Source organism: Spirosoma radiotolerans, assembly GCF_000974425.1.
GTDB lineage: Bacteria > Bacteroidota > Bacteroidia > Cytophagales > Spirosomataceae > Spirosoma > Spirosoma radiotolerans.
Genome location: NZ_CP010429.1, coordinates 2786434 through 2808306, shown reverse-complemented (window position 1 = coordinate 2808306; position 21873 = coordinate 2786434). Strand labels below are relative to the sequence as shown.

Annotated in this window: 19 protein-coding genes; 11 read left to right on the top strand and 8 right to left on the bottom strand. The window is 49.9% G+C overall.

What is annotated here, in order from left to right:
- Positions 1-92 precede the first annotated feature (92 nt).
- The 4 genes from SD10_RS11380 (at position 93) to hemF (ending at position 3955) form a co-directional block, all read left to right on the top strand.
- Positions 93-614 (top strand): hypothetical protein, encoded by a 522-nt coding sequence (locus tag SD10_RS11380; protein ID WP_046573906.1) that lies wholly within the window; start codon positions 93-95, stop codon positions 612-614.
- Positions 615-1333: 719 nt separating this feature from the next.
- Entirely contained in the window at positions 1334-1816 is a 483-nt protein-coding gene (locus tag SD10_RS11375; protein ID WP_046573905.1) for a hypothetical protein, read from the top strand.
- Positions 1817-2392: 576 nt separating this feature from the next.
- Positions 2393-3019: an AlbA family DNA-binding domain-containing protein gene (locus tag SD10_RS11370; protein WP_046573904.1), complete on the top strand. Its 627-nt coding sequence runs from the start codon at positions 2393-2395 to the stop codon at positions 3017-3019.
- A gap of 24 nt (positions 3020-3043) precedes the next feature.
- Positions 3044-3955: an oxygen-dependent coproporphyrinogen oxidase gene (gene hemF, locus SD10_RS11365; protein ID WP_046579381.1), complete on the top strand. Its 912-nt coding sequence runs from the start codon at positions 3044-3046 to the stop codon at positions 3953-3955.
- Between the two features lie 62 nt (positions 3956-4017).
- Here hemF and SD10_RS11360 read toward each other — a convergent pair whose 3' ends face one another.
- The gene (locus tag SD10_RS11360; protein WP_052731160.1) at positions 4018-4554 is read right to left on the bottom strand and encodes a response regulator; all 537 of its coding nucleotides are present in this window, start codon (positions 4552-4554) and stop codon (positions 4018-4020) included.
- 164 nt (positions 4555-4718) lie between these two features.
- Positions 4719-4973, bottom strand: coding sequence for a hypothetical protein (locus tag SD10_RS11355; RefSeq protein ID WP_046573903.1), 255 nt, complete (start codon positions 4971-4973; stop codon positions 4719-4721).
- Positions 4974-5279: 306 nt separating this feature from the next.
- On the opposite strand from SD10_RS11355, the gene SD10_RS11350 reads away from it, so the two are divergent.
- The 6 genes from SD10_RS11350 to SD10_RS11325 all read left to right on the top strand — a co-directional run bounded on the left by SD10_RS11350 (position 5280) and on the right by SD10_RS11325 (position 11363).
- On the top strand, positions 5280-5816 hold the full coding sequence (locus SD10_RS11350) for a Rieske 2Fe-2S domain-containing protein (protein ID WP_046573902.1): 537 nt from the start codon (positions 5280-5282) through the stop codon (positions 5814-5816).
- A 37-nt stretch (positions 5817-5853) separates the two neighbouring features.
- The gene (locus tag SD10_RS11345) at positions 5854-6297 is read left to right on the top strand and encodes a thioredoxin family protein (protein ID WP_046573901.1); all 444 of its coding nucleotides are present in this window, start codon (positions 5854-5856) and stop codon (positions 6295-6297) included.
- Positions 6294-7247, top strand: a complete 954-nt coding sequence (locus SD10_RS11340) for an FAD:protein FMN transferase (RefSeq protein ID WP_046573900.1) — start codon at positions 6294-6296, stop codon at positions 7245-7247. Before SD10_RS11345 ends, SD10_RS11340 begins: the two co-directional genes overlap by 4 nt.
- Positions 7248-7269: 22 nt before the next feature.
- Positions 7270-7494 (top strand): DUF4266 domain-containing protein, encoded by a 225-nt coding sequence (locus tag SD10_RS11335; protein ID WP_046573899.1) that lies wholly within the window; start codon positions 7270-7272, stop codon positions 7492-7494.
- 12 nt (positions 7495-7506) lie between these two features.
- On the top strand, positions 7507-8712 hold the full coding sequence (locus tag SD10_RS11330) for a DUF3570 domain-containing protein (protein WP_046573898.1): 1206 nt from the start codon (positions 7507-7509) through the stop codon (positions 8710-8712).
- A gap of 272 nt (positions 8713-8984) precedes the next feature.
- Positions 8985-11363, top strand: a complete 2379-nt coding sequence (locus SD10_RS11325; RefSeq protein ID WP_046573897.1) for a gliding motility-associated C-terminal domain-containing protein — start codon at positions 8985-8987, stop codon at positions 11361-11363.
- Positions 11364-11372: 9 nt separating this feature from the next.
- Here SD10_RS11325 and SD10_RS11320 read toward each other — a convergent pair whose 3' ends face one another.
- The 4 genes from SD10_RS11320 to SD10_RS11305 form a co-directional block, all read right to left on the bottom strand.
- The gene (locus tag SD10_RS11320) at positions 11373-13070 is read right to left on the bottom strand and encodes an N-acyl-D-amino-acid deacylase family protein (RefSeq protein WP_052731159.1); all 1698 of its coding nucleotides are present in this window, start codon (positions 13068-13070) and stop codon (positions 11373-11375) included.
- A gap of 200 nt (positions 13071-13270) precedes the next feature.
- Entirely contained in the window at positions 13271-13819 is a 549-nt protein-coding gene (locus SD10_RS11315) for a YceI family protein (RefSeq protein ID WP_046573896.1), read from the bottom strand.
- A gap of 118 nt (positions 13820-13937) precedes the next feature.
- Positions 13938-15464 (bottom strand): M20/M25/M40 family metallo-hydrolase, encoded by a 1527-nt coding sequence (locus tag SD10_RS11310; protein ID WP_046573895.1) that lies wholly within the window; start codon positions 15462-15464, stop codon positions 13938-13940.
- A gap of 113 nt (positions 15465-15577) precedes the next feature.
- Entirely contained in the window at positions 15578-17164 is a 1587-nt protein-coding gene (locus SD10_RS11305; protein ID WP_046573894.1) for a serine hydrolase, read from the bottom strand.
- Between the two features lie 132 nt (positions 17165-17296).
- Here SD10_RS11305 and SD10_RS11300 point away from each other — a divergent pair, with 132 nt between their 5' ends.
- Entirely contained in the window at positions 17297-18799 is a 1503-nt protein-coding gene (locus tag SD10_RS11300) for a M28 family peptidase (RefSeq protein WP_046573893.1), read from the top strand.
- A 52-nt stretch (positions 18800-18851) separates the two neighbouring features.
- Here the strand turns inward: SD10_RS11300 and SD10_RS11295 are convergent, their stop codons facing one another.
- Together SD10_RS11295 and SD10_RS11290 are read right to left on the bottom strand one after the other, a co-directional pair.
- Positions 18852-20210 carry a hypothetical protein gene (locus SD10_RS11295; protein ID WP_046573892.1) on the bottom strand — a complete coding sequence of 453 codons (1359 nt, stop codon included), beginning with the start codon at positions 20208-20210 and terminating at the stop codon, positions 18852-18854.
- A 334-nt stretch (positions 20211-20544) separates the two neighbouring features.
- Complete coding sequence (locus SD10_RS11290; protein ID WP_046573891.1) at positions 20545-21846, bottom strand: amidohydrolase family protein; 1302 nt, start codon at positions 21844-21846, stop codon at positions 20545-20547.
- Positions 21847-21873: the final 27 nt, after the last annotated feature.

Below are 21873 nucleotides of genomic sequence, written 5' to 3'. Positions count from 1 at the left end.
CCACTGTATTACATTTTCCAACTATTTTTATCCAAGTCCCGTTTAAATTCGTAGTGCTCGAATTAAATGACTGAGACCAATTACACTTGTTTATGGTACTTTTCCTGACCGCCAGAGACCAGACTAACCAATTCAGAAAATTTTCCTGTCAACTTGACAAACTGGAGGTCGCTTTTGAATTTCTGAGTGATATAGTGGCGAAAGGCAGTACATTATTGCAGGTTTACATTGTTGATGAAGGCAAACGAACGGAGCTTCCTCTTGCTATTTTTGATGGTGAGCCTTTCATGGCAGCCATGCAAGAGCTTGAAAAAGAATGGCAGACGTTATTAAGTGAGCCTGCCATGTCAACGTCTTTACATGAAACGCTGCTTATTCCATTGATTCAGCATCGGGCCCGCCAATTTGAAACGAAGATTGCGAATTATCAAAAGCTAATTAGCCGCCTTGAACAACTGCTTGAGCGTACGCAAAAAAACTTCTCAGCAGGCCCAATAAAATCCCGGGTTATTAGTCAGTATGAATCCATGATTAGTCGGAATCAGGTATGGCTGATTAAGGCCCAGATTTCGTACCAACTTATCCTGAGCCGGTTAAGTCAATTATCCGCTTAAACACTTACCAACTAACATCTGCGACAAAACCGATAAAGCCTGATGTCGATAAACGCTTTGTTCACGCCTAAATCGGCAATTCGCCTTAACTTAATCAGGTACTGTTGAACACTAGTTCCAGGAGCCATCTAAACACCTGAATAAAGTATTTTGCCTAACCTATGTTTTGCTTTATCAAGTCATAAGAAAGAGGTAAATCTAGACGAAGGAAAGACCTGCTGGTTTGTTTTTTCAGATGGAAATAAAGCAATAGTATACTTGATAACTAGTTTTAGTAGCGACTTGGGTACATTATAAGTTGTTCCTTTTACTACTACATAAACCACCTTCCGCATTCGTAATCAGTGGGTACTATTTCAAAAAAAATTAATTAGTTAGCTCCTCATCAGTTGTAAACTTATTACCATTAATTTATTAAAAGGCGGCTTCTTTTTCATTTACAACAAAATACCCAGCACAGGTTACTGACAAATAAAGGCATGCAAGCTAAGAAAGAAAGGGTCGTGTAGTTTACGTTATGTCTCAAAATCATATACTACTTGTGCACCTTCCGATCTATGAATTAAGTAAGTCGGAAAATCAATTAAAATTATACAAATGCCAATTCGGAAACCTATTAGATTTTTTTTTGTTGAGTGTTATTATGCAGTTTTTCTTTTTTAGTGATAAGACTTGCTATATTTGCTCGTCTATGTTAGAAAATAATTCATATACTGTCAATGAAAGCGAAACAAATACGGTTCTTTTCTCCTGATGAGAACAGCGAATCAACGAAAAAAAGCGAAAAAAGCGTCGCGAAGGCTGCTCCAGTAACAGGCTACATTTCGTCTACGGGTAAATTAGTGTTCCCTGCGAAAACAATTACTCAATTAGGATTTGACCCCAATAGCAATCGATTTAAAGTAGGTACCCAGGAAGGAAAGCGCAAGATCAAATCATTATATTTGATCCCCAGTGACGAAGAACAGGAGCAAACTTTCGAACTCGCTCAGGGCGCTAAAAGCTACGGAATTTCATTACCTTTTATTCTCCAGAAAGGTGGTATTGACTTTGCTGAAACCAAATATACCTTTACGGTTAAACCTTTTGATTACGAAGAAGGCGTAACTGGTTTTGAACTGAAATTAACCAATGAAAGCCCAAAGCCAGAATATACAGGCAAACCCCGTGGGCGAAAAAAACAAAATCCCGAAGCGGAATAATGTAACCAATACATTACCAGCGCTTGTAGAGTCCATTAAATCATTTCTATTACCAAACAGGGACCGGGTTGTAATCCGGTCCCTGTTTGGTAATAGACTATACAGCTCAATTAGCCAATTGATTGTAATACATCATTCAGGTCAGCAGTAAAAGAATAAAATTATTTAGAGGTTTAAGGATTGCCTTGATTTAACTATTAACAGGCCGAATAGTATTCCGGACACTAACATCCTTAGCTAAAAGGATAAGAAAAATACTTCGCTATAGCTATCCTATTTTATAGTAGAAACTACTAGTAGTTGCTGAATTAGCATTAACGTAACTTCTTTCGCTCAACTAGACAATCCATTCCCTATACAGGCTCCTAGGTTAGGATTGTTTTTTACGCTGTGGCGCATTGGCGAGCCAGATCAGAATCAACAATCAATCTGATCTAATTTGAGTAGACTATTTGTTACAGAAGTGCTATCTTACCTCTCGCAGAGGCAGCTTAAACCTGCAATGGCAAAAATGAGTACTAGTAAAGCGATGATCTTCTTTAATCGCAACAACGATCTTAGCGTGTAGTTTTTTCTATGACCCGGAATCAACTTGATGATTTAATTGGCCAGGGCGAACATACCCGGCTCGAATTCAAACGTTCACTTTCGTCCGCTTACCGAATTGCCCGTACGCTGGCCGCCTTTGCCAATACTTCAGGAGGCACGTTGCTCATTGGCGTTACCGACCCCGGTAAAATTGTGGGGGTACCCTCTGAATTTCGGGAGATGGATAAACTGGAAGAAGCCACCGACCGCCTGGTTGAACCCGCCCTCTCCATCAGCTACGAAACGCTGGCACCGGATGGTCGTCTGGTGTTGGTTGTTACCATTCCGGAAAGCAACGAGAAGCCTCATTATGTAGTCGATGAATCGGGCAAACGAACTATCTACGTTCGGGCAAAAGATAAATCCATGCCGACCAGTAAACTCATTATCACGCCGGAAATGGCCGATCGTGAATTACTCAAATCGCCTATGGCGCGAACCCTGATTCAGTATCTTCGGAAAAATGACCATATTACGGCCGATAAGTTTGCCAAACTTATCAATATATCGGACTACCGGGCCACCAAATTACTCCGACAGCTTGCTGAACGAGGTCTGCTGATTTTGATTGATAAACCCCGGCCTGTTCGGTATGCGCTTAAACTAGCGGAGTGATCGTGTTGTATCTTTGCGGCCATGATGATGCAGGAACAGACCGCTACAAAAGAGACAATCACCACATTTTTCAGGGAGCTTCAGGATCGTATTTGCCAATCTCTGGAGGCCGCCGACGGAGGAGCACTATTTCGGGAAGATGAATGGCATCGGCCCGGCGGGGGCGGTGGACGGTCGCGTTTGCTAACAAACGGAAACGTTATCGAGAAGGGGGGCGTTGGTTTTTCGGCCGTCCATGGCGAGGCAACGGAGGCTACCCTGCGCACCCTCAATCTGACAGAGCCTGCGGAGTTTTATGCGACCGGGGTCTCTATCGTATTGCATCCACATAACCCAGGTATGCCGATCATTCACATGAATGTCCGTTATTTTGAAATGAGTACCGGGCATAACTGGTTTGGCGGAGGTATCGATTTAACCCCTCACTATGTGAATCGGGACGATGCGCGCTGGTTTCATCAATCCCTGAAACATGTTTGCGACCAGCATGACCCTGAGTACTATGCGAAGTTCAAGCCCTGGGCCGACGATTATTTCTATATACCTCACCGGCAGGAAACCCGGGGTATAGGCGGTATTTTCTTCGATTACTTAAAACCTTCTGATGCCTCTCATAAGGCCCGGCTGTTTGCTTTTGTACAAGCTGTAGGCAACGCGTTTGCGCCTATTTACACGCACTTCATGCACCAGAACCGGCACCTCCCCTTTGGCGAACGCGAAAAAAACTGGCAACTGTTACGCCGGGGGCGGTACGTTGAATTTAATCTGGTGTGGGACAGAGGCACCAAATTCGGGCTTGAAACCAACGGCCGTACTGAATCTATTTTGATGAGTATGCCACCACAGGCCAACTGGATTTATGATTTTCGGACAGAAGCAGGCAGCCCTGAAGAACAAACGTTGAGTCTGCTAAAGAAAGGGATTGATTGGGCATAAGTTGCCAGCGACAGATGATGCTGACAAAAACCATGCATGGGGCAGGCTATTGACGGTAAAACTCAATCACATAAGTGTACCGTTATAGTTTTAATGAGGGCAAGCAAGTCTTTATACGTATTCGGTTTCGTATAAAATTGATTGGCCCCCAAAGCTAGTGCCTGGTTGCGATCAGTTGTCGTTGCCATTGAAAAAGCAGTCAGCACAACGATGGTTAAATCGTCGTAACTATGATTACTACGCAATCGTTTTAACGTATCGAAGCCAGTTATCCCGGGCATATTCAAATCCAGAAGGACTATTTTAGGTAAGGTCCGGGTCTGTGCAATTCGGGATAAGAAAGTTTCTCCATCATCCAGCGCCATGATTTGAATGTCAGGCCGGATACTTGTAAAAGCAGCCTTCATGAAAGACTGATCGTCCGGATCATCGTCTACGATCCAGACGGAAGCCATCCCACTGAACATAAAGCCAGATAGCTGTTTTTCAACAGATCGGGGTAAAGGATATACCCTATTGACCTGCTGAATATAAACCGTCAATAGTTCGTTGATTCGTTTAGTCGAATAGGTGTTAGAGGTAGAAAGAGGATAAGGCATAAAAGTTGTTTTTTTAAGTAATTGTACTTAAAAAAACAGGCATCTGGTTAAGCCCAAGTCAATTTCCTATTGTATGGTATAAATGTTCTGTATGTTCACTATACCTATTACTTAATGCCTTTCGTTCTTTGCAAACGCTACGTTTACCGGATGCAACTGATGAACTAATTTACGGGCTCGCTTAAAATGAGTTGCCACTCCTGTTCTAACTGGAGAATGGATGTTGAAAACGGTGCGCCCTTAAAAACGTGCGCTGGTAGTTGAATGCGTTTATTGTTGTCAATAAGCTCAACGTTAACCAGTTGCTCGCCTGCGGAGATTAGACTTAAAACATCGAAGGCAATTTCTAGCTTGGTCAACCAGCAGGAGAAACTCCTGAGTTGGTTTTTACTGTCTTTGGTAGTAATGAATAAAATCATAGAATACAGTGAGTGAGAGGACTGCAATAATTGACCATAGTTATTGATCTGACAACATTATTTACTTTCTGGTTAGCTCATGCCTTAAAAGGTAAGTAATTCGCCACTCAGCGAGTAAAATTCCGCCTTTAACACCGCCCAGAGTAAAGACACAATTTCACGTTCACGTTCTTACGGTCCGGAAAACGATGTAAGTAATAGTACACAAGCAAAAAAAATACCAAAATATCAGTAAGCTGCCACGTTTTAGCGGCACTCAACGTATTGACTATTGATTACAACCGTAGCATTTCACTCTATCTTTTTATGACTCGTTACGATTTTCTAAAATCGATGGGTTTCACCGGGGCAGCCCTAGTAGCGGCTCTTACATCCTGCGTGCGGGACGAAGATACTGTCGTTAACGCGCTGACAATTCCAGGAACACAGAGCACGACCGCAACAACTCCCTCAACGAGTACCACGACATCGCCCGCATCGGGTACAACAACCCCGACAAGCGCCACTTCGTCGGGAGGCACCGATCTGAGTACCATTAAAAATAGACTGCTAACGATTGACCTCAACAGTTCGGTAGCGACGGCCCTGAAACCAGTAGGCGGGTATCTGGCGCAGAGTGGTATTGTGGTGGCCCAGGTCAGTACGGGCGTCTACGTGGCCGTCACCCAAACCTGCAGCCATGAACCAAAAAAGGCAATTATCTTTAATAAAACGGAGTTTTACTGCACCCAGCACGGTGCCCGGTTTGACCTGACCGGCAAAGGTAAAAATAGCTTTGGCAGCCGGGGCCTTACCGTCTACAAAGTTGCAACCGACGGCACGACGCTGGTCGTTTATAGTTAATGAACCCCACTCTCGGATAAGCAAACCTGGAAATCACATGAAAGTCATCCTGATATCGCTGTTAGTATACCTGTTTACTACGCCCCCAACCTGGCAACTCAATTTTGATCAGGCCAAAGCTGAAGCTGCCCAGTCTCATAAATTCATTCTTCTTAATTTTTCTGGATCTGACTGGTGCGGACCCTGTATTAAACTCAAAAAAACGGTCTTCGAATCCGCTGAGTTTTCGCAATTCGCCGATGACCGCCTGATCCTGGTTCGGGCCGACTTTCCCCGGCTCTCGAAGAACCAACTTGATGCTAAACAAACAGCTCATAATGAATCTTTGGCGGAGAAGTATAACCAGCAGGGCAAATTCCCGTTTACGGTATTGCTCGACGCTAACGGGAGGGTATTGAAAGAGTGGGAAGGCTATCCGCAATCTTTAACGGTATCCTCCTTTATTGAGTCCATCCAATCCGTTACCTCGTCGGCCAAATGACCGCTCCCCCGCTCATCCATAAACGGGTACAACGGCTCATGGGCAACCGTTTCGAGCTGAGTGTTGTCAGCCCGGACCCCTGCTGGGCCAACCAGCGTCTTGATGCAGCCGTAGCCGAGATCAGCCGTATCGAGCGGCTGCTGACAACCTACAGCGACGACAGCCAAACAAACCAGATCAACGCCCATGCGGGGATAAGGCCCATTCAGGTCGGCCCGGAGGTATTTGCGCTGATCGAACGATCCCTCCGTTTATCGGCACTGACTCAGGGCGCGTTCGATATCACCTATGGCTCCCTCGACAAGCGGCTTTGGAATTTCGACACAACGATGACTGCCCTCCCCGATCCCAAGACTGCCCGGCGCATGGTGCAGCTTATCAATTATCGAAACGTCGTGCTGGATGCTGACCAACGGACCGTCTTTTTGCGAGAAAAAGGGATGCGCATTGGCTTTGGCGGCATTGGGAAAGGATATGCGGCTGAACAGGCTAAACGCGTTCTTCGCGAAAGCGGGGTTGAAAGTGGTATCGTGAACGCAGCCGGCGACCTGACCACCTGGGGCACGCAGCCTACCGGAAAGGCCTGGACGATTGGCATTGCCGACCCCAATCGGGCCAATCACCAGGCGTTTTCGTACCTGGCTATCAGTAACATGGCCGTTGCAACTTCGGGTAGTTATGAGAAATATGCCCTGATTGACGGCCGGCGCTATGCCCATACGATCGACCCGAAAACCGGCTATCCCGTATCGGGCCTGAAAAGTGTAACCATCATAGCCCCCAACGCCGAACTGGCCGATGCGCTGGCAACACCCGTCATGGTCATGGGCGTTCGGGTTGGTCTGGATCTGATCAATCAGATGCGGCACATCGCCTGCATCATTATTGACGATACCGACACACTTTATACCTCTACGAATATTCGAATCAAAACCCCGGCGACTGTCTGATCGCTTAATTGACACGACTCCAATGATCTTACAAAGCTTAAAAACACTGTCGCTCGTTGGCCTGATTATCCTCGGGCTATCGGGTTGCACGACAGTAAAAGAGTACCAGAAAAGCCGGATCAATGATGCCGAAATGGAATTGTCGGCTCGTAAATCAGAAAAGTTCGAGCAGAATTTTTACCTCTATCGGGAAGGCGCTGCCGGAGCCAATGGGGGCAAAAGCGGTGGAGGCTGCGGCTGTAACTAGGCCCTTATACGTATGAAGAAAATCTGCCTGTCCGTTGGATTACTGCTCAGTTTAATGCGGGTCGGTTATACCCAACCGCTCGATAAACCACCGTATGAACCCCGTAAACTCAAAGTAGATGAGATAAACCTAGTATCGAGTTACTACCAGCAGGATGGGAATAAATCGGCGGTAACGGGGGGTATTGGCACGGAATACTTAACCGACTTTGCCCAGTCCATCGACCTCGTCCTGAAAAGCACCGATGCCAAAAATCGGCAGCATAGCCTGGCATTCGACCTCAACATAGACCATTACACCTCGGCATCGTCGGATAAAATCGATCCGTTAACTGTTTCGTCGGCTTCGCGGAGCGATACGCACATTTACCCCTCTGTTTCCTGGAGTGTTCATGACAACGACCGGCGCACGACTCAGGGCGTTGCGCTGTCGTACTCGACCGAGTATGATTACAAATCGTACGGCGTCAACGTTAGCTTTGCGAAAGCTTCTGCCGATAACAATCGGGAAGTGAGCCTGAAAGCAGGCGCTTTTTTCGATACCTGGAAAGTAATTCTTCCGGCTGAACTCCGACCGGAAGGCTATGGCTCGGGTGCCCACGGCGACACGGATCCGGTCGACTACAAACCCCGAAACTCCTATAACGTCAGCCTGTCTTTATCGCAGGTCATCAATAAGCGACTGCAAGTACTGTTTACCGTTGAACCGGCTTTCCAGCAGGGCTTACTGAGCACGCCCTTTCATCGCATCTATTTTCAGGATGGCGCCGAAACGGTCGAGCGGCTCCCCGGTAGTCGGCTGAAGCTGCCCATTGGCTTACGCCTGCATTATTTCATGGGTGACCGCCTTGTGGTGCGCACCTTTTACCGCTATTATATTGACGACTGGGGCATGCAGGCGCATACGATTAACCTTGAAACGCCCATCAAACTAACGTCGTTCGTATCGGTTAGTCCGTTTTACCGATTCAGTCACCAAACAGCCGTTCGGTATTTCTCGCCCTATGGCGAACACCGCTCGACCGAGAGATACTACACCAGCGACTACGATATTTCGGGCTTCAACAGCCAGTTCATCGGTACGGGTATCCGTCTGGCACCACCCGGCGGGCTTTTCGGTATCGGGCACTGGCAAAGCGTTGAATTGCGCTATGGGCATTATACTCGCACGACGGGCATGGTAGCCAATAGCCTAACGTTGCTGGCCAAGTTAAAGTAAAACCTACCAGCCACTTACAGGTACGTTTAGCTTTGCAATGCGTAGAGTAAGCTTACCTGTAAACTATTTCTTTTTTCACCCCATAGATTTACCATACATCGGCGCATGTATGCGTATATTTAAGATTAACTTTTCTTTCTCATAAGAAGAATTAATCGAATCAGTTCAGCCTCAAACTGAGCTTTGGTGACATTTACAGCCTGATTAGTATATAAAGTCCATCAATATAGTCGCACCACAAGAATGAACGGGAGATTCAATACGGCTTGTTTATGCGCATGTTTACCTTTCGGCTTCTAGCCTGGTTACTCATTCTGGGGTTACCGCTCACTGCCCAAGCGACGCACCAGGTTGGCGGGCAGATGGAAATGCGGGCGGCTGGGGACGTTCCGGGGCATTTTCGCATCATTGTCACCCAGTATCTGGAAAGCAGCCCGCAAGCAGACCGGCAGGGCGGTGGAACGCTGGGCATCTTCCGAAAGCGCGACAATGTGCTGATGATGACGTTCAGCACCCGCGAAACTGGACAACGACAGCCGGTTATTTATGCCAATGAGTATTGCGCCGAACAGCGCAACCTCAAGTTCATCGTTGCCACCTTCGAGGCCGATATTCAGCTCACACCCGGCCTGTACAACGACAGCCAGGGATACTACATGTCCTACCAGACCCGGAACCGCAACGGGGGCATCAATAACATTGTCAATCCCATTCAAACGGGATATACCTTTTACCTTGAGTTCCCGGCCATACTGCAAAACAACCAATTATTCACCAACTCGTCGCCCCATTTTGGCGCTATAAACGGCGAGTACGTTTGCCTTGGCGACCCATTTACCTTTCCATTCGGGGGTACGGACCCTGACGGAGATGAGCTGAGGTATTCGATGGTTACACCCCTCAACCAAAAAGCCATTTCCGGGCAAAATAATAATACACAGAATGGGGTCTCATCAGCACCCTATCCAGATGTGAGCTGGGCGTCGGGCTTTGATGCCAACAATGCGATACCCGGTAGCCCCACCCTGAAAGTCAATGCTCAAACGGGTGAACTTTCCGTCACGGCTACCCAGCTAGGGCTGTATGTTTTTGCTGTAAAAGTAGAAGAATACCGTAATGGCGTGAAAATTGGGGAAGTCAGGCGTGATTTCCAGTTCCTTGTTGTCGACTGCCCACCGACCACAACGCCGGACCCAGCCGTACAGATTAGAAACCGACCGAAACAACCCGTAACCATCATTTGCGAAGGAGACTCGGCGGTTTTGATGGCCAGCGTGAATGACAACTGGAACTACCAGTGGCGCCGGAATGAGGTGAACATTGCCGGAGCTACCGGCTCGTCGTTATCAGTAAAAACATCAGGCCAATACACGGTCGTTGTCTCGCTAAAAACAGCGTGCAGCAAAGTAGGTAATTCGGAATCGTTACTGGTCGATGTCATTGGCAGTACGGCAACCGTATCGGCAAGCGGGCATTTGTGCGCCACAACGGGCACCATTAAGTTGACGGCCACCCGGCTTCCCAGTGCTGCGTACCAGTGGTATAAAGATAATCAGGCACTGGCGGGCAAAACAACCGATTCCCTTCAGGCCACGCAACCCGGCAACTACTGGGCCGTGCTGACCTACCCCACGCTGGGCTGCCAGGCCCGCACCGACACGGCTGTTCTTGACCGCTCGCCCGCGGTAGTAGCTGAGATCAAATCGAGTTCGGGCTTCAACCGGATTTGTCCGCAGGACTCGCTCTCCCTACTCGGTAGTGGTGGCTTACTCTATAACTGGCAGAAAGATGGGGCAACCGTTGGTGGCAGCGACGCAAAACTGATGGCCAGATCTGCAGGTACATATACCGTAAAGGCCACCGATTTATATGGCTGCGAAGGCACATCAGTTCCTCTGGCTATTACCCAGATCGCACCCATCGTTGTCACTCTCGATTCCATACCGGGCGTATGTGGTCCTGATGTGCCTGTACATACGCTAACGGGTAGCCCGGCAGGGGGTGTTTTTTCGGGAGCTGGGGTAACCGGGAATGTATTCAGCCCGAAGCAGGCCGGTATTGGTGACCATCCCGTGACGTACACCGTTAAAGCTTCCCCCGAATGCACGGGTACCGTAGCCACTCGTATGGCGGTTGTTGCACCCATACCGACCATCAAACTAGCGGACTCGCTGACGACCTACAAAGGGAATACGTTTTCGCTTAACCCGGAATATACGGGAAATCCAAGCCAGTTTCAGTGGGTGTCATCTACTTATCTGGACAATCCAGGTGCTGCTAACCCAACCATCACCAACATTACCGATGATATCACCTATACGATTGATGTAAAAAACAGTACCGGTTGTGAGGTTAAAGACACCATTCATATCACCGTGTTTGCCACCGTCTGGGTGCCGGATGCGTTTTCGCCCAATGGCGATGGCGTAAATGACGTACTGGAGTTACCCGGCATTGAAGCCTTTCCCGACGCTATTCTGACCATTTTCAACCGGTGGGGCGAAGTCATTTATTCGTCGGGTAAAGGCTACGCAAATCCATTCGATGGTACACTGAACGGTTCCTCGCTCCCGATGGGCGTGTATGCTTACACCCTTCACACCGTACCCGAGAAGCCCGTCATCCGGGGTCGATTGGTCCTGGTACGGTAGTCAACTTTATTACCGAGCCCGACTTTTTCGGCCGGGGCCCCAGAGAGCCCGACCGGGAAAAACACCCGTATGTTCGCCCTCTTTCAAAACAAGCCTGCCATTAATCAACACATGCTGAATACCTGTAGCATACTGGAATGGATCTGCGAAGGTAGCTCTATCTGCTACGGTAGCGGGGTCAAAAATAACCACATCGGCGAAGTATCCGGGGCGTAACAGCCCCCGATTCGGTAATTTATGGTTGGTAGCGGGCAGGCTTGTGAGCCGCCGAATGGCTTCCTCAAGCGACATGACCTGCTCCTCACGAACATATTTGCCCAGCAACCGGGCGAAGTTCCCAAACGTACGCGGGTGAACGACGCCTATATCCTTGCGGTCGTCCGCAATGGACCCCGCATCGGACCCAAAAGACACCCAGGGCTGACTTATGCCTTTCTTCACATTCGCTTCCGACATCAGAAAATAGGTTGTTTCAACCCGGCTTTTATCGGCAACAATCAAGTCCATGACGGTTTCAACGGGGTCTCTATGCCAGATCGTGGCGATCTGGCCAAGCGTTTTCCCATTGTATTTTTTAAGGGAATCAACCTCAAAGGCTGTCAGGAGAATATTCTCCGTCGAACCGGCCAACTGAAACATATTTTCCCAATCGTTTCCTCTTTTCTGAACTTCAGCGGCCAGTTTCTGCCGGGTTGCGGGATCCTGTAGCCGTTTCCAACCTGCCATAAAGCCCCCGTTGAACAGATAAGGCGGCAGGCAGGACGTCAGGCCGGTGGCCCCCGCCGTGTAGGTATACATATTGGCCGTTACATCCTGTCCGCGCTGACGAGCCTGATTGATAATCGAAATGGCCGATTCCATTTTAGGCCAGTTGCGTTGCCCCGACGCCTTGAAGTGATATAATTCAACGGGTACGCTGGCTTCGCGCCCGACCTGAATCAACTCCTTTACACCCTCTTCCAGCCGGTCGCCCTCACTACGAATGTGGGCAATATACCGCCCGCCATAGCGACCGGCTTCTTTGCAAAGCGCAACGAGTTCGGCCGTATCGGCAAACGTGTTTGGTGGGTAAATAAGTGCGGTCGTAATGCCCAGCGCCCCTTCTTCCATCGCTTTACGAACAATGGCCCGCATCTGGTTCAGTTGGGCGGGGGTTGGTTTCACATCGGCATCGCCCAGTATACTCTGGCGAACCTGCCCGGCCCCGAGGTAAGAGGCAATATTCGGGGTGATTCCTTTTTGCTGCAACTTCGTCATAAAGTCGGACAGCGTGGTCCAGTTACACGTTACGTTATACGGCTTCAGATACAGGTTAACCTGTTGCCGCATGGCATCGGTATTGATTGGCCCCCAGGAATCTTCACCAAACACTTCGGTCGTAACACCCTGTTTGAGGTCACTCATCGAGTGGCCGTCACGCAGTAGCTCAAGCCCGGTATGCGACAGTACGTTGATGAAGCCCGGCGCGACGGCTTTTCCCTGTGCATCAATAACAGTCGTCGCAACTGCCTGAGGCAGCTTGCCCACCGCCACCACCCGATCCCCGCGAATACCAACGTCGCCCGGTTGGGGTGGCCTTCCCGACCCATCATAAATCAGTCCATTGCGAATGAGGATATCGAAGCGATTAACCGTCGTTTTTACCGATTGCGCCAATGAGCAGCCCAGACTGGCGGCCCCAAAGAAGAGAAGTAGTATACGTCGCATAGGGAGTGTTTGTAGCCAAAATACGAATTGATACGCAAACCCGCCCATTCTACCCCAAACTTAGTCCAGAATCACCAGGAGTACCTCCTTTAGTTATAAACTCGCGATCCGATCTGTAGTAAAACAAGAATTCCGGTATAAACTGAGCAAGTCAGTTTATACCGGAATCATGGATTAGAATACTAGCTAAAATTTATATATTAAGCCTGCTTCGTCAATTGAATATTCAGTACCAGCTTAACGTCGTCACTCACAACAACACCACCCGCTTCAGTAACACCATCCCAGGTCAGGCCAAACTCTTTCCGTTTGATCGTGCCGGTTGCTTCAAAACCAGCTTTCGTCTGACCGTAAAAATCCTGCATCTGTCCACCGTGTTCAACTTTCAGGGTTACAGGTTTAGTAACGCCGTGAATCGTCAAGTCGCCGGTTAGGTTGTAGGTATCATCGCCTGTTTTTGTCATGGATGTTGATACAAACGTCAGTTTAGGAAACTGCTCAGCATCGAAGAAGTCAGCTGATTTCAAGTGACCATCCCGTTGCTCCTGGCCCGTGTTAATGCTGGAGATATCAGCCGAGAACGAGACTTTAGCATCCGAGAAATCATCGCCTACTGAGTCAACCTGGCCTTCATACTGGCCAAACGAACCTGTTACGGTCGAGATAACAAGGTGTTTCACTTTGAATTGAATTTCAGAGTGCATTGGGTCAATAACCCAGGTGGTTGCGGTTGCGGGTTGTGCTTGCATAAGATTGATAGTTTAATTACGTGTCATCGTATTTGATGTATATACATTTAATATAGATAAAATGGTTCAGACAAGTCGTAAATATTTCAAAAATAAAAAAACTGGCCGGTGCTGGCGCTTACTTGATGAGCATCACGGCCGCCATAATTTCTATGCCATCCCACAAGTACTGAACCTTTACATTCTCATTCTCAGCATGCTGATTGTTATCATAGTTAACAACCGGTACTGACACGACGTTAGCCTTCAGCACTTTTTCGAACAGATAGAGCGGCAAACTCCCACCCGACGATGGCGACAGCACAATGGGTTCGGAGCTGGTCGTCTGCACGGCGTTGATAACCTCCTGCGCAATAGGCAAATCCATAGGCGTCCGCTGGGCATTGTAGCCGGTACCCTGCGTAACCTTGATTAGTTTTGGATACTGCTGCCGTTCGGCATCGGTAGGTTCATGGTCGAGAACCTGGTATCCCTGCGCACGAATGTGGTCGATTACCCGGCCAACCTGCCGCACAACCTCATTGCCCCGAACCAGTCGTAAGTCCAGAACAGCCTCAGCCTTCGTTGGGATAATGTTTCCGGCCATAGCCCCAACATTGGCGCTTTGTAAGCCGTTTATGTTCAGCGTCGGGCGCATGAGCAACTCAACGAAGGAGGTGCCGTTGCCATCGGGCTGGGCAATCCCCAGTTCCTTTTTCAAAGCTGCTTCCATATTGGGTACGCTCGCCATGGCCTTTCTTTCGCTGGCTGTCAGGGGCACTACATCCTCGTAAAATCCCTTTATCATGACCTGATCGTTATCATCTTTCATGCTGGCCAGTAGCTTCACCATCCGCATGGCCGGATTGGGTGCCCAGTTCCCGTAATTTCCGCTGTGCAAGGGTCGTTTGGGGCCATAAACCGTCAGGTGCATGTTGACATCACCCCGCACGCCAAACTGAACAACGGGCTTTCCTGATACGTGGCGTGGCCCATCGGCAATGATCCAGAGATCGCTGGCCAGTTTATCGCGGTGCTTATCGAAAATCTCGCCCAGATGGGTAGACCCAATTTCTTCCTCGCCTTCAAAGAAAAACTTCAGATTAGCCGTAAGCGGGATCTTACTTTTCACCAGCGCATCATAGGCATTCAAAATCGTCATGACACCGGCTTTATCGTCGGCACTACCCCGACCCGCCAGCCGCCAGGTTGGGTCGATCGGATCACCCGATTTATAGGTTGTAATCAATTTACCGCCCTGCTCAACAGGGGCCGTAATAAATACCGGGACAAACGGCTGCAACCCCTCCGCCCACTGCTTCGGGTTGACCGGCTGGCCATCGTAATGCGCATAGAATACAATGGTCTTTGTAGCGCCCGGCACGCGCACTTCGCCAAACACGGCGGGGGTAGTCCCCGGTGTCGGGCCGTCGAGCAGCATGCCCGAAATACCCCGCTTCCTCATCATTTGCAGGATAAAAGCTGCGTTTTTACGGATATTAACGGAATCAGCCGACACATTGGGAATGGATAGAAACTCCCGGTATTCATCCATGAGCGTCGTTTCCTGCGCCTGCCGATATTGCCGGACACGTTGCTGGGTTGTTTGCGCGTTGGCAGATATTGTACTGATAAGCGCAACAAAGAGAAAGGTTTTTGCAAACATGAATGCGTTGATTAATTGGCTAGTAAAGTGGGCAATGGGGCAAGCTTCAAATAGAAATCGTTGACAAAGCTGGCATCCTGGCTCTGTGTGATTACTTAAACGGGCGCTACAGGTCATTTACCGCTCTGCAAGCCTTTACCGGGGCCATCGGGCACTCTGGTGAGTTCAAGTCCTGCGTTGTTCAGTTTAGCAACTTTGCCCTTGGCGTCCAGGATAAAACTTACCGGGTCTTTTCCATTCCAGAACTGATCATACGCAAGCCGAAAGGTATCATAATGCCAGTGGTCAAGGTAGCCGGTCATGACATCATTAAGGGAAAAATAGAGCTTACCGTCGCGCAGTGACACATCCGCTTTGCCATACAGCGGGTCGGTATAGGAACCAACATAAGCGGTGAGCGGAAGCGATGGTTTGGTATTTAGCACCCGTGTACTATCGGCTTTACGTTCGGCCAGCCTGGCCTTTTGCTTTAAGCCACCGTATAATTTCTGTAAATCCGCACTCCAGTCGTTCGACAAACCCAGCGCAAACGCGTCGAACGCCCGAAACATCAGCGCATGGCGCAGTTCGGCATGATCGAGGTTGCCCTGCACATACACCGCGAGTTTTTGATCGGGCAACTGTCCATGAATGGCCACCATGCCGGTCAGGCTACCGGTATGATAATTGATGCGATGACCGCGATAATCCTGCTGAAACCAGCCCAGTCCATAGGTCTTCCAAACGGGTTTGGTCAACAGTTGTGTCGGATAAAATTCAGCATCCGTTACCAGCGTTTGCGGTTTAAATAATTCGGCCCAGGTAGCGGGTTTGAGGAGCGTTTTCACCGGCGAACCGGCGTTATGGTAGCGGCCACTGTCAAGCATACACTGCATCCAGGCCGCAATGTCATCGGGGCAGGTCCAGACCGAGCCGGCCGGTCCGACGGCATCAACCAGTCCTTCTTCTTTGATGCTATTTATGGCCCGAACGGTGTCGTTGATGGTCACGTGCGGTTTTGCTCGGTTCGCATCGGTTACTTCGCCGAACAGTGCCTTCGTCCGGCGCATTCCCAATGGTTCAAACAGGCGGGTACGAATGAATACATGCCAGGGCATGCCGCTCACTTTCTCTAACACCTTGCCCGCGGCCAGATACATGATATTCTGATAGATAAAGCCCGACCGGAACGAATAGGACGGTTTCACCAGCCGCATGCGGTGCAGAATTTCGTCGGAAGGGATGGTCATAGCCGCCCACAGTACATCAGCGTTTCCCACGCCGGTATTGTGGATTAACAAATCCCGGACGCGCAACTCGCGGGTTACGGCCGGGTCATATACCTGAAAATCGGGCAGATAGTTGGTAACGGGATCATCCCAGCGAAGCTTTCCTTCATCAACCATCATACCAAGGCACGCGGCTGTCATGGCTTTGGTGGTCGAGGCCATGGCAAAGAGCGTTTGCGTGTCAACCGCTTCGGACTTGCCCGAACCGGCCCTCGGTAGCTCCCGAATGCCATACCCTTTCTTTAACAGCACGTTGCCATCTTTAATGACCGTGACCGTCAGACCCGGCACCTTCCAGTCTCGCACGGCCTGCTGCACATAAGCATCATATTGGGCAACGGGGTTTGTCGTACTTTTTTTAGATTGAGCGAAAAGAGGTTGTTTGGTAAAACCGGCCAGGAATAGCCATAAAATAAGGTAAGGCTGTTTCATATCAGAGGTTTATTTCGTAATGACGGCAAATAATGTGTCAGCAATTTACAAAAAGCATTCAGTCAGAAGACGCAAATTAGGGGGACTGTCCGTAGATTTGTTAAAACCCAATCATCGACATATAACGAAACAATGATCTATTTAAACTTCAGAAACATTCAGTTCCTGATTACGGCAATAACGCTTTTTTGGACTACGACGACTGGTCAGGCCCAGTCGAAAACCAGTGTAGCCAAAACAGCCAATGCGGTATCGGCGATCAAGGAAAGTGACATCAAACGGGATTTATTTGCCCTGGCGGGCGATCACTTTCGCGGACGGGAAGGCGGCTCCCTCGATGAACTTAAAGCATCTGTCTGGATTGCGGACCAGCTTCGGGCGATGGGGTTGCAGCCCGCAGGCGATGACGGGACTTTCTTTCAGTTTTTCCACATTCAGCGCACCCGCATCACCGAAACCAGCCGCCTGAACATCGGCAGTCATCAACTCGTCCACGGTCAGGATGCCTTCATTCTGGCACCCGCCATTGCCTCTGTCGATGCGCCCCTCGTTTTTGTGGGCAAAGGGACACCTGAAGATTTGGCTAAGGTGGATATAAAGGGCAAAGCGGTTGCTCTCGAATTTTCGGGCACAGGTCCACCCGAGTTGAGCTACCGGCGCTTTCTGTTCGGAACAATGACCCGCCGGGCAGCCGAACTAGTAAAAGCAGGCGCGTTAGCTGTTGTCTGGGTATCCGACACGCCTGCTCAATTTTATTTTGACCGCTGGACGACGGGCCTCGAACGGGGTCGCTACGATTTGCCCGGTGGAGCCAATACCCGTGTGTTTTCGCAGGCCCCAACCGTTTGGTTACCTGCCAGTGCGCTGGAGTGGATCAAACAGCCAGGTCAGCAGTTCACCAATGTCGTTAACGTGGAAAGCTTCAATTATCCATCGGTAAACATTGTGGCAAAAGTGCCGGGAACAGATCCCACATTGAAAAATGAGTACGTTTTATTCAGTACCCACCAGGATCACGATGGTGTTCGGCGGGCCGTAGCGGGTGACTCCATCTGGAATGGGGCCGACGATAATGCCAGTGGCTGCGTGGCTACGATGGCCATTGGGCGGGCGTTTGCGCAAAAACCCGGTAAGCGGTCGGCGCTGATTGTTTTCCACGGAGCCGAAGAGCGGGGTCTGCTGGGCTCCCGCTACTTTGTCGATCATCCAACCGTACCGAAGGGGTCCATCGTAGCCGTCCTCAATGCCGAAATGATTGGCCGAAACGCGCCGGACAGTGCGGCTATCCTGGGGCAACAGTCTCCGCACAAAAATTCAACTGATCTGGTAAATGCCGCACTGGCCGTCAACCAATCCGAAGCCCATTTCAAACTCGATACCCTGTGGGATAAACCCGAACACCCGGAAGGCTGGTATTTTCGCTCCGACCACCTCCCCTACGCCCGCGCCAACGTACCGGCAATTGCGTTTACAACCTTGCTACACCCTGATTATCACACGCCGAAAGATGAACCCGACCGCATCAATACGGAAAAAGTAACCCGTATTGCGAAGTGGATTTACCTGACCGGCTGGGATGTCGCGAACCGACCCGATCGGGTACGCGTCGATCAGGGGTTCAAACTGGAACGATAAAAAAAGGCCACCAATATGATTTGGTGGCCTTTTTTATTATGAATCGATGTATTTACCGGCGACCACCACCGTGGAAACCACCGCCATGAAATCCGCCACCGCTAAAACCACCGCCACCGAATGAGCGCATGCCGCCCCCCCCCCAACTTTGCATGCGGGAGCCGCCAAAGTTAGTTGATGGAGCCATGACCCTGGCTCCGCCAAATCGGCCATTCGATTGGCTGAATGGACGGGCATTGGTTACCCAGTTGCCACGGGATGACGAGAACCCGGTTGATGGCCCGAATGCTCGGTGAGCAGCCGTCATGAAGCCAGCGCTGGCCGGACTAAACCGACGATTAAAGCCCGCATAATTGGTGTAATACCGATTGAAACGGCCATATAAATGCGGATAGGCGTAATAGCCACCCCCGAAAAACCAGTTCGAGAAACCAAACGATGGCAGTCCAAATACCATCATGTTTCCACCCAGGCCGTAGTAGAAGCCGGTGCCCATCCACCAGGCCGATGGATACCACATGGCCGTTGTGTACCAGTAGGGATACCCGAACCAGTAAGGATACGGATTCATGTAATAGTTGGTGTTGTTTGGCCAGGCAGGGTTCGGGTTGATCCCCGTTTTGTAGCCGTTCGCCTGCGCATATGCCTGACCAGCCTGCTGCAACTCCTGCCGTGCCTGCGGGTCCTGATTCAGTTGATTCTGGTAATCAGCCAGCTCGCGCTGGTTCTGAGCAGTGATGCTGTCGTGCATTGCCGTCAGATTCTGCGTCATTTCATCAGGGTTTGCCCGATAGGCATTCGCCAACTCAGCCGTTTTATCGGGCTGATCGGTCAGTTGAGTCAACACATCAGGCATCTCGATCAATTGACGGAACGCCTGTTGAGTTGGACCGTCCAATGAATTGATTGTCCTTTCGAATGCTTGCTGTGCCTGCTCGTTCAGGTTGTCAACCTGAACTAAATCATCGTGATGATGGCGATAAAGTTTCCAAGCGGATTCCTGCGTATCGGCCGGTAAGTTTTTCGCCAATTCTTTCACCTGCGCTTCGCTGGAGCCTAACGGCATAGTGGCCAGCGTGTGCAATACGTCGGGATAGCGCGACAGGTCATAAAACCAGCCTTGCTTGGCCTGTCCGTAGGACTGAATCAACTGGCTGAACGCCTGCTGACTGGATGCCCGCTGTTGCGCCAGGCTGCTCAACACCTGCGGTTGTACGCTGGCGAGCAAAACCGACTGGCGAACATCTTCGCGGTACGGAGCTATGATAGAAGCAAGCGATTGATCGGTATTCTGTACGGGTTGCTGCCCGAAATTGGTGCTTTGGGCAATAGTGGGTTGCCATCCTGCGACCAACAGGCCAATTGAAAGCAACAGGGCTTTGGCCGGGATACTTTGGATGAACGTTTTCATAATTAGCTCTCTTCAGTCGAGATTTTACTTGTTGATATAACAGTCAGTGACAGGGCTCGGCGGGCTAAAAAAGAACCGGTTTTTCTTTCGTCTGGGGACCCTATCCCTGGCTATAGAAACAACAAAAAAGGGCTGCGATTAGGTATAAACCCCTGATTAATGTTTCGTTAAAATGGGTTCATCCAAAAAGGGCTGCAACCTCCAGACAACCCCCTTTATCCGGTCAATAAGCGCCCTTTTACCACACGTTCTGCTACCTGATAGCAACAGGGGCCCGCTCACGAGCGGGCCCCTGTCAGGAAAACGATGCCAGGCTTACACCCGTACCTTTATCTTATTTCTGCTCGTATTTATCCTTGTACGTTTTGTACAGCCGCTTGTGCCGGTCGTCCAGGTTTACTTTCCGGCCCTGCATAAATACCTGCTCAATTACGTTGGTGCGCATATCCAGGGCATCGCCTGCGGATACGAACAGCGTTGCCTGCTTTCCTTTTTCAAGCGTGCCAACGAGGTTATCGATTCCCAGGATTTTTGCCGTATTCGAGGTGACCATTTTCAGCGCTTCTTCGCGATCAGTCACGCCAAAACCCGCAGCTGTTCCGGCCAGAAAGGGCAGGTTACGGGTACGCCACCACTCATCGGCATAGCTCAAACTCACCAGAATACCTGCTTTTTGCAGGATACCCGGCATCCGGTACGGCAGGTCCACATCCTCATCTTCCCGATTGGGCAGGCGATGCAAGGCGCTCAAAATCACCGGCACGTTGTTTTCTTTGAGGAATGTAAGCACCCGGTTCGACTCTTCGCCCCCCACAATCACCACCTTCGGCACGCCCATTGCCTTGGCGAACGTAACGGCTTCGATGATGTCTTTTCCATAATCGGCGCGGATGTAGAGGTTTTGCTTGCCCGAAAACAACCCACGCATGGCCTCCAGTTTCAGGTTCATCGTTGCGGGTGTCGGTGCAGCCGCGTAGGCTCTGGCATCGGCAAAAGTCGCCTGCAGGGCATCTATAGCCGGACCACGCTTCTCGTTTTTCCGGACAATGGTGGTGAAATCCTCGAAGTTAAACTCATTTGAGAAATAGGTGGGCCAGTTGAGCCAGAGGCCATCGTCCTTTTTCAGGGCAGCATCTTCCCAGTTCCAGCCATCGGCCATCATTACACTCGAACTGCCGGATATGGTGCCGCCCTGTGGCATGGCCTGGGTTAGCAAAACGCCGTTGTTGCGAATCGTAGGGATGATCTCAGAATCGGTATTGTAGGCAATTAATGCCCGGATGTTCGGGTTCAGAATCCCGATTTCCTGCTTGTCGACGGTAGCGCGAACGGACCCTGTTTCCTGCAAACCAACCGTTGCTGCGGGGGAAATAATGCCCGGATAAATGTGCTTCCCCGACACATCAATGACCTCTACATCAGTCAGGTTTAGCTTCACCAGGGTTCCGTCAACAACATTGGTAATGACACCATTGGTGAATAGAACAACGCCATTCGGAATAACCTGCCCGGTACCGACATGAACCGTGCCGCCCATCAGCGCAATGGTCTTCGTTTGTGGCTTTGCGGGTGCGGGATTCTGGCCATAGCTCATAAGCGAGGCCAGGGTAAATATGGATATGAGTAGTTTTTTCATGTTTAGTCAGTTTGTGGTTTACGGTTT

What these genes read in the sequence shown, in the direction of transcription:
- SD10_RS11380 (WP_046573906.1), top strand. Translation starts at nt 93, where the DNA reads ATGGTACTTTTCCTGACCGCCAGAGACCAGACTAACCAATTCAGAAAA.
- SD10_RS11375 (WP_046573905.1), top strand. Translation starts at nt 1,334, where the DNA reads ATGAAAGCGAAACAAATACGGTTCTTTTCTCCTGATGAGAACAGCGAA.
- SD10_RS11370 (WP_046573904.1), top strand. Translation starts at nt 2,393, where the DNA reads ATGACCCGGAATCAACTTGATGATTTAATTGGCCAGGGCGAACATACC.
- hemF (WP_046579381.1), top strand. Translation starts at nt 3,044, where the DNA reads ATGATGCAGGAACAGACCGCTACAAAAGAGACAATCACCACATTTTTC.
- SD10_RS11360 (WP_052731160.1), bottom strand. Translation starts at nt 4,554, where the DNA reads ATGCCTTATCCTCTTTCTACCTCTAACACCTATTCGACTAAACGAATC.
- SD10_RS11355 (WP_046573903.1), bottom strand. Translation starts at nt 4,973, where the DNA reads ATGATTTTATTCATTACTACCAAAGACAGTAAAAACCAACTCAGGAGT.
- SD10_RS11350 (WP_046573902.1), top strand. Translation starts at nt 5,280, where the DNA reads ATGACTCGTTACGATTTTCTAAAATCGATGGGTTTCACCGGGGCAGCC.
- SD10_RS11345 (WP_046573901.1), top strand. Translation starts at nt 5,854, where the DNA reads ATGAAAGTCATCCTGATATCGCTGTTAGTATACCTGTTTACTACGCCC.
- SD10_RS11340 (WP_046573900.1), top strand. Translation starts at nt 6,294, where the DNA reads ATGACCGCTCCCCCGCTCATCCATAAACGGGTACAACGGCTCATGGGC.
- SD10_RS11335 (WP_046573899.1), top strand. Translation starts at nt 7,270, where the DNA reads ATGATCTTACAAAGCTTAAAAACACTGTCGCTCGTTGGCCTGATTATC.
- SD10_RS11330 (WP_046573898.1), top strand. Translation starts at nt 7,507, where the DNA reads ATGAAGAAAATCTGCCTGTCCGTTGGATTACTGCTCAGTTTAATGCGG.
- SD10_RS11325 (WP_046573897.1), top strand. Translation starts at nt 8,985, where the DNA reads ATGCGCATGTTTACCTTTCGGCTTCTAGCCTGGTTACTCATTCTGGGG.
- SD10_RS11320 (WP_052731159.1), bottom strand. Translation starts at nt 13,070, where the DNA reads ATGCGACGTATACTACTTCTCTTCTTTGGGGCCGCCAGTCTGGGCTGC.
- SD10_RS11315 (WP_046573896.1), bottom strand. Translation starts at nt 13,819, where the DNA reads ATGCAAGCACAACCCGCAACCGCAACCACCTGGGTTATTGACCCAATG.
- SD10_RS11310 (WP_046573895.1), bottom strand. Translation starts at nt 15,464, where the DNA reads ATGTTTGCAAAAACCTTTCTCTTTGTTGCGCTTATCAGTACAATATCT.
- SD10_RS11305 (WP_046573894.1), bottom strand. Translation starts at nt 17,164, where the DNA reads ATGAAACAGCCTTACCTTATTTTATGGCTATTCCTGGCCGGTTTTACC.
- SD10_RS11300 (WP_046573893.1), top strand. Translation starts at nt 17,297, where the DNA reads ATGATCTATTTAAACTTCAGAAACATTCAGTTCCTGATTACGGCAATA.
- SD10_RS11295 (WP_046573892.1), bottom strand. Translation starts at nt 20,210, where the DNA reads ATGAAAACGTTCATCCAAAGTATCCCGGCCAAAGCCCTGTTGCTTTCA.
- SD10_RS11290 (WP_046573891.1), bottom strand. Translation starts at nt 21,846, where the DNA reads ATGAAAAAACTACTCATATCCATATTTACCCTGGCCTCGCTTATGAGC.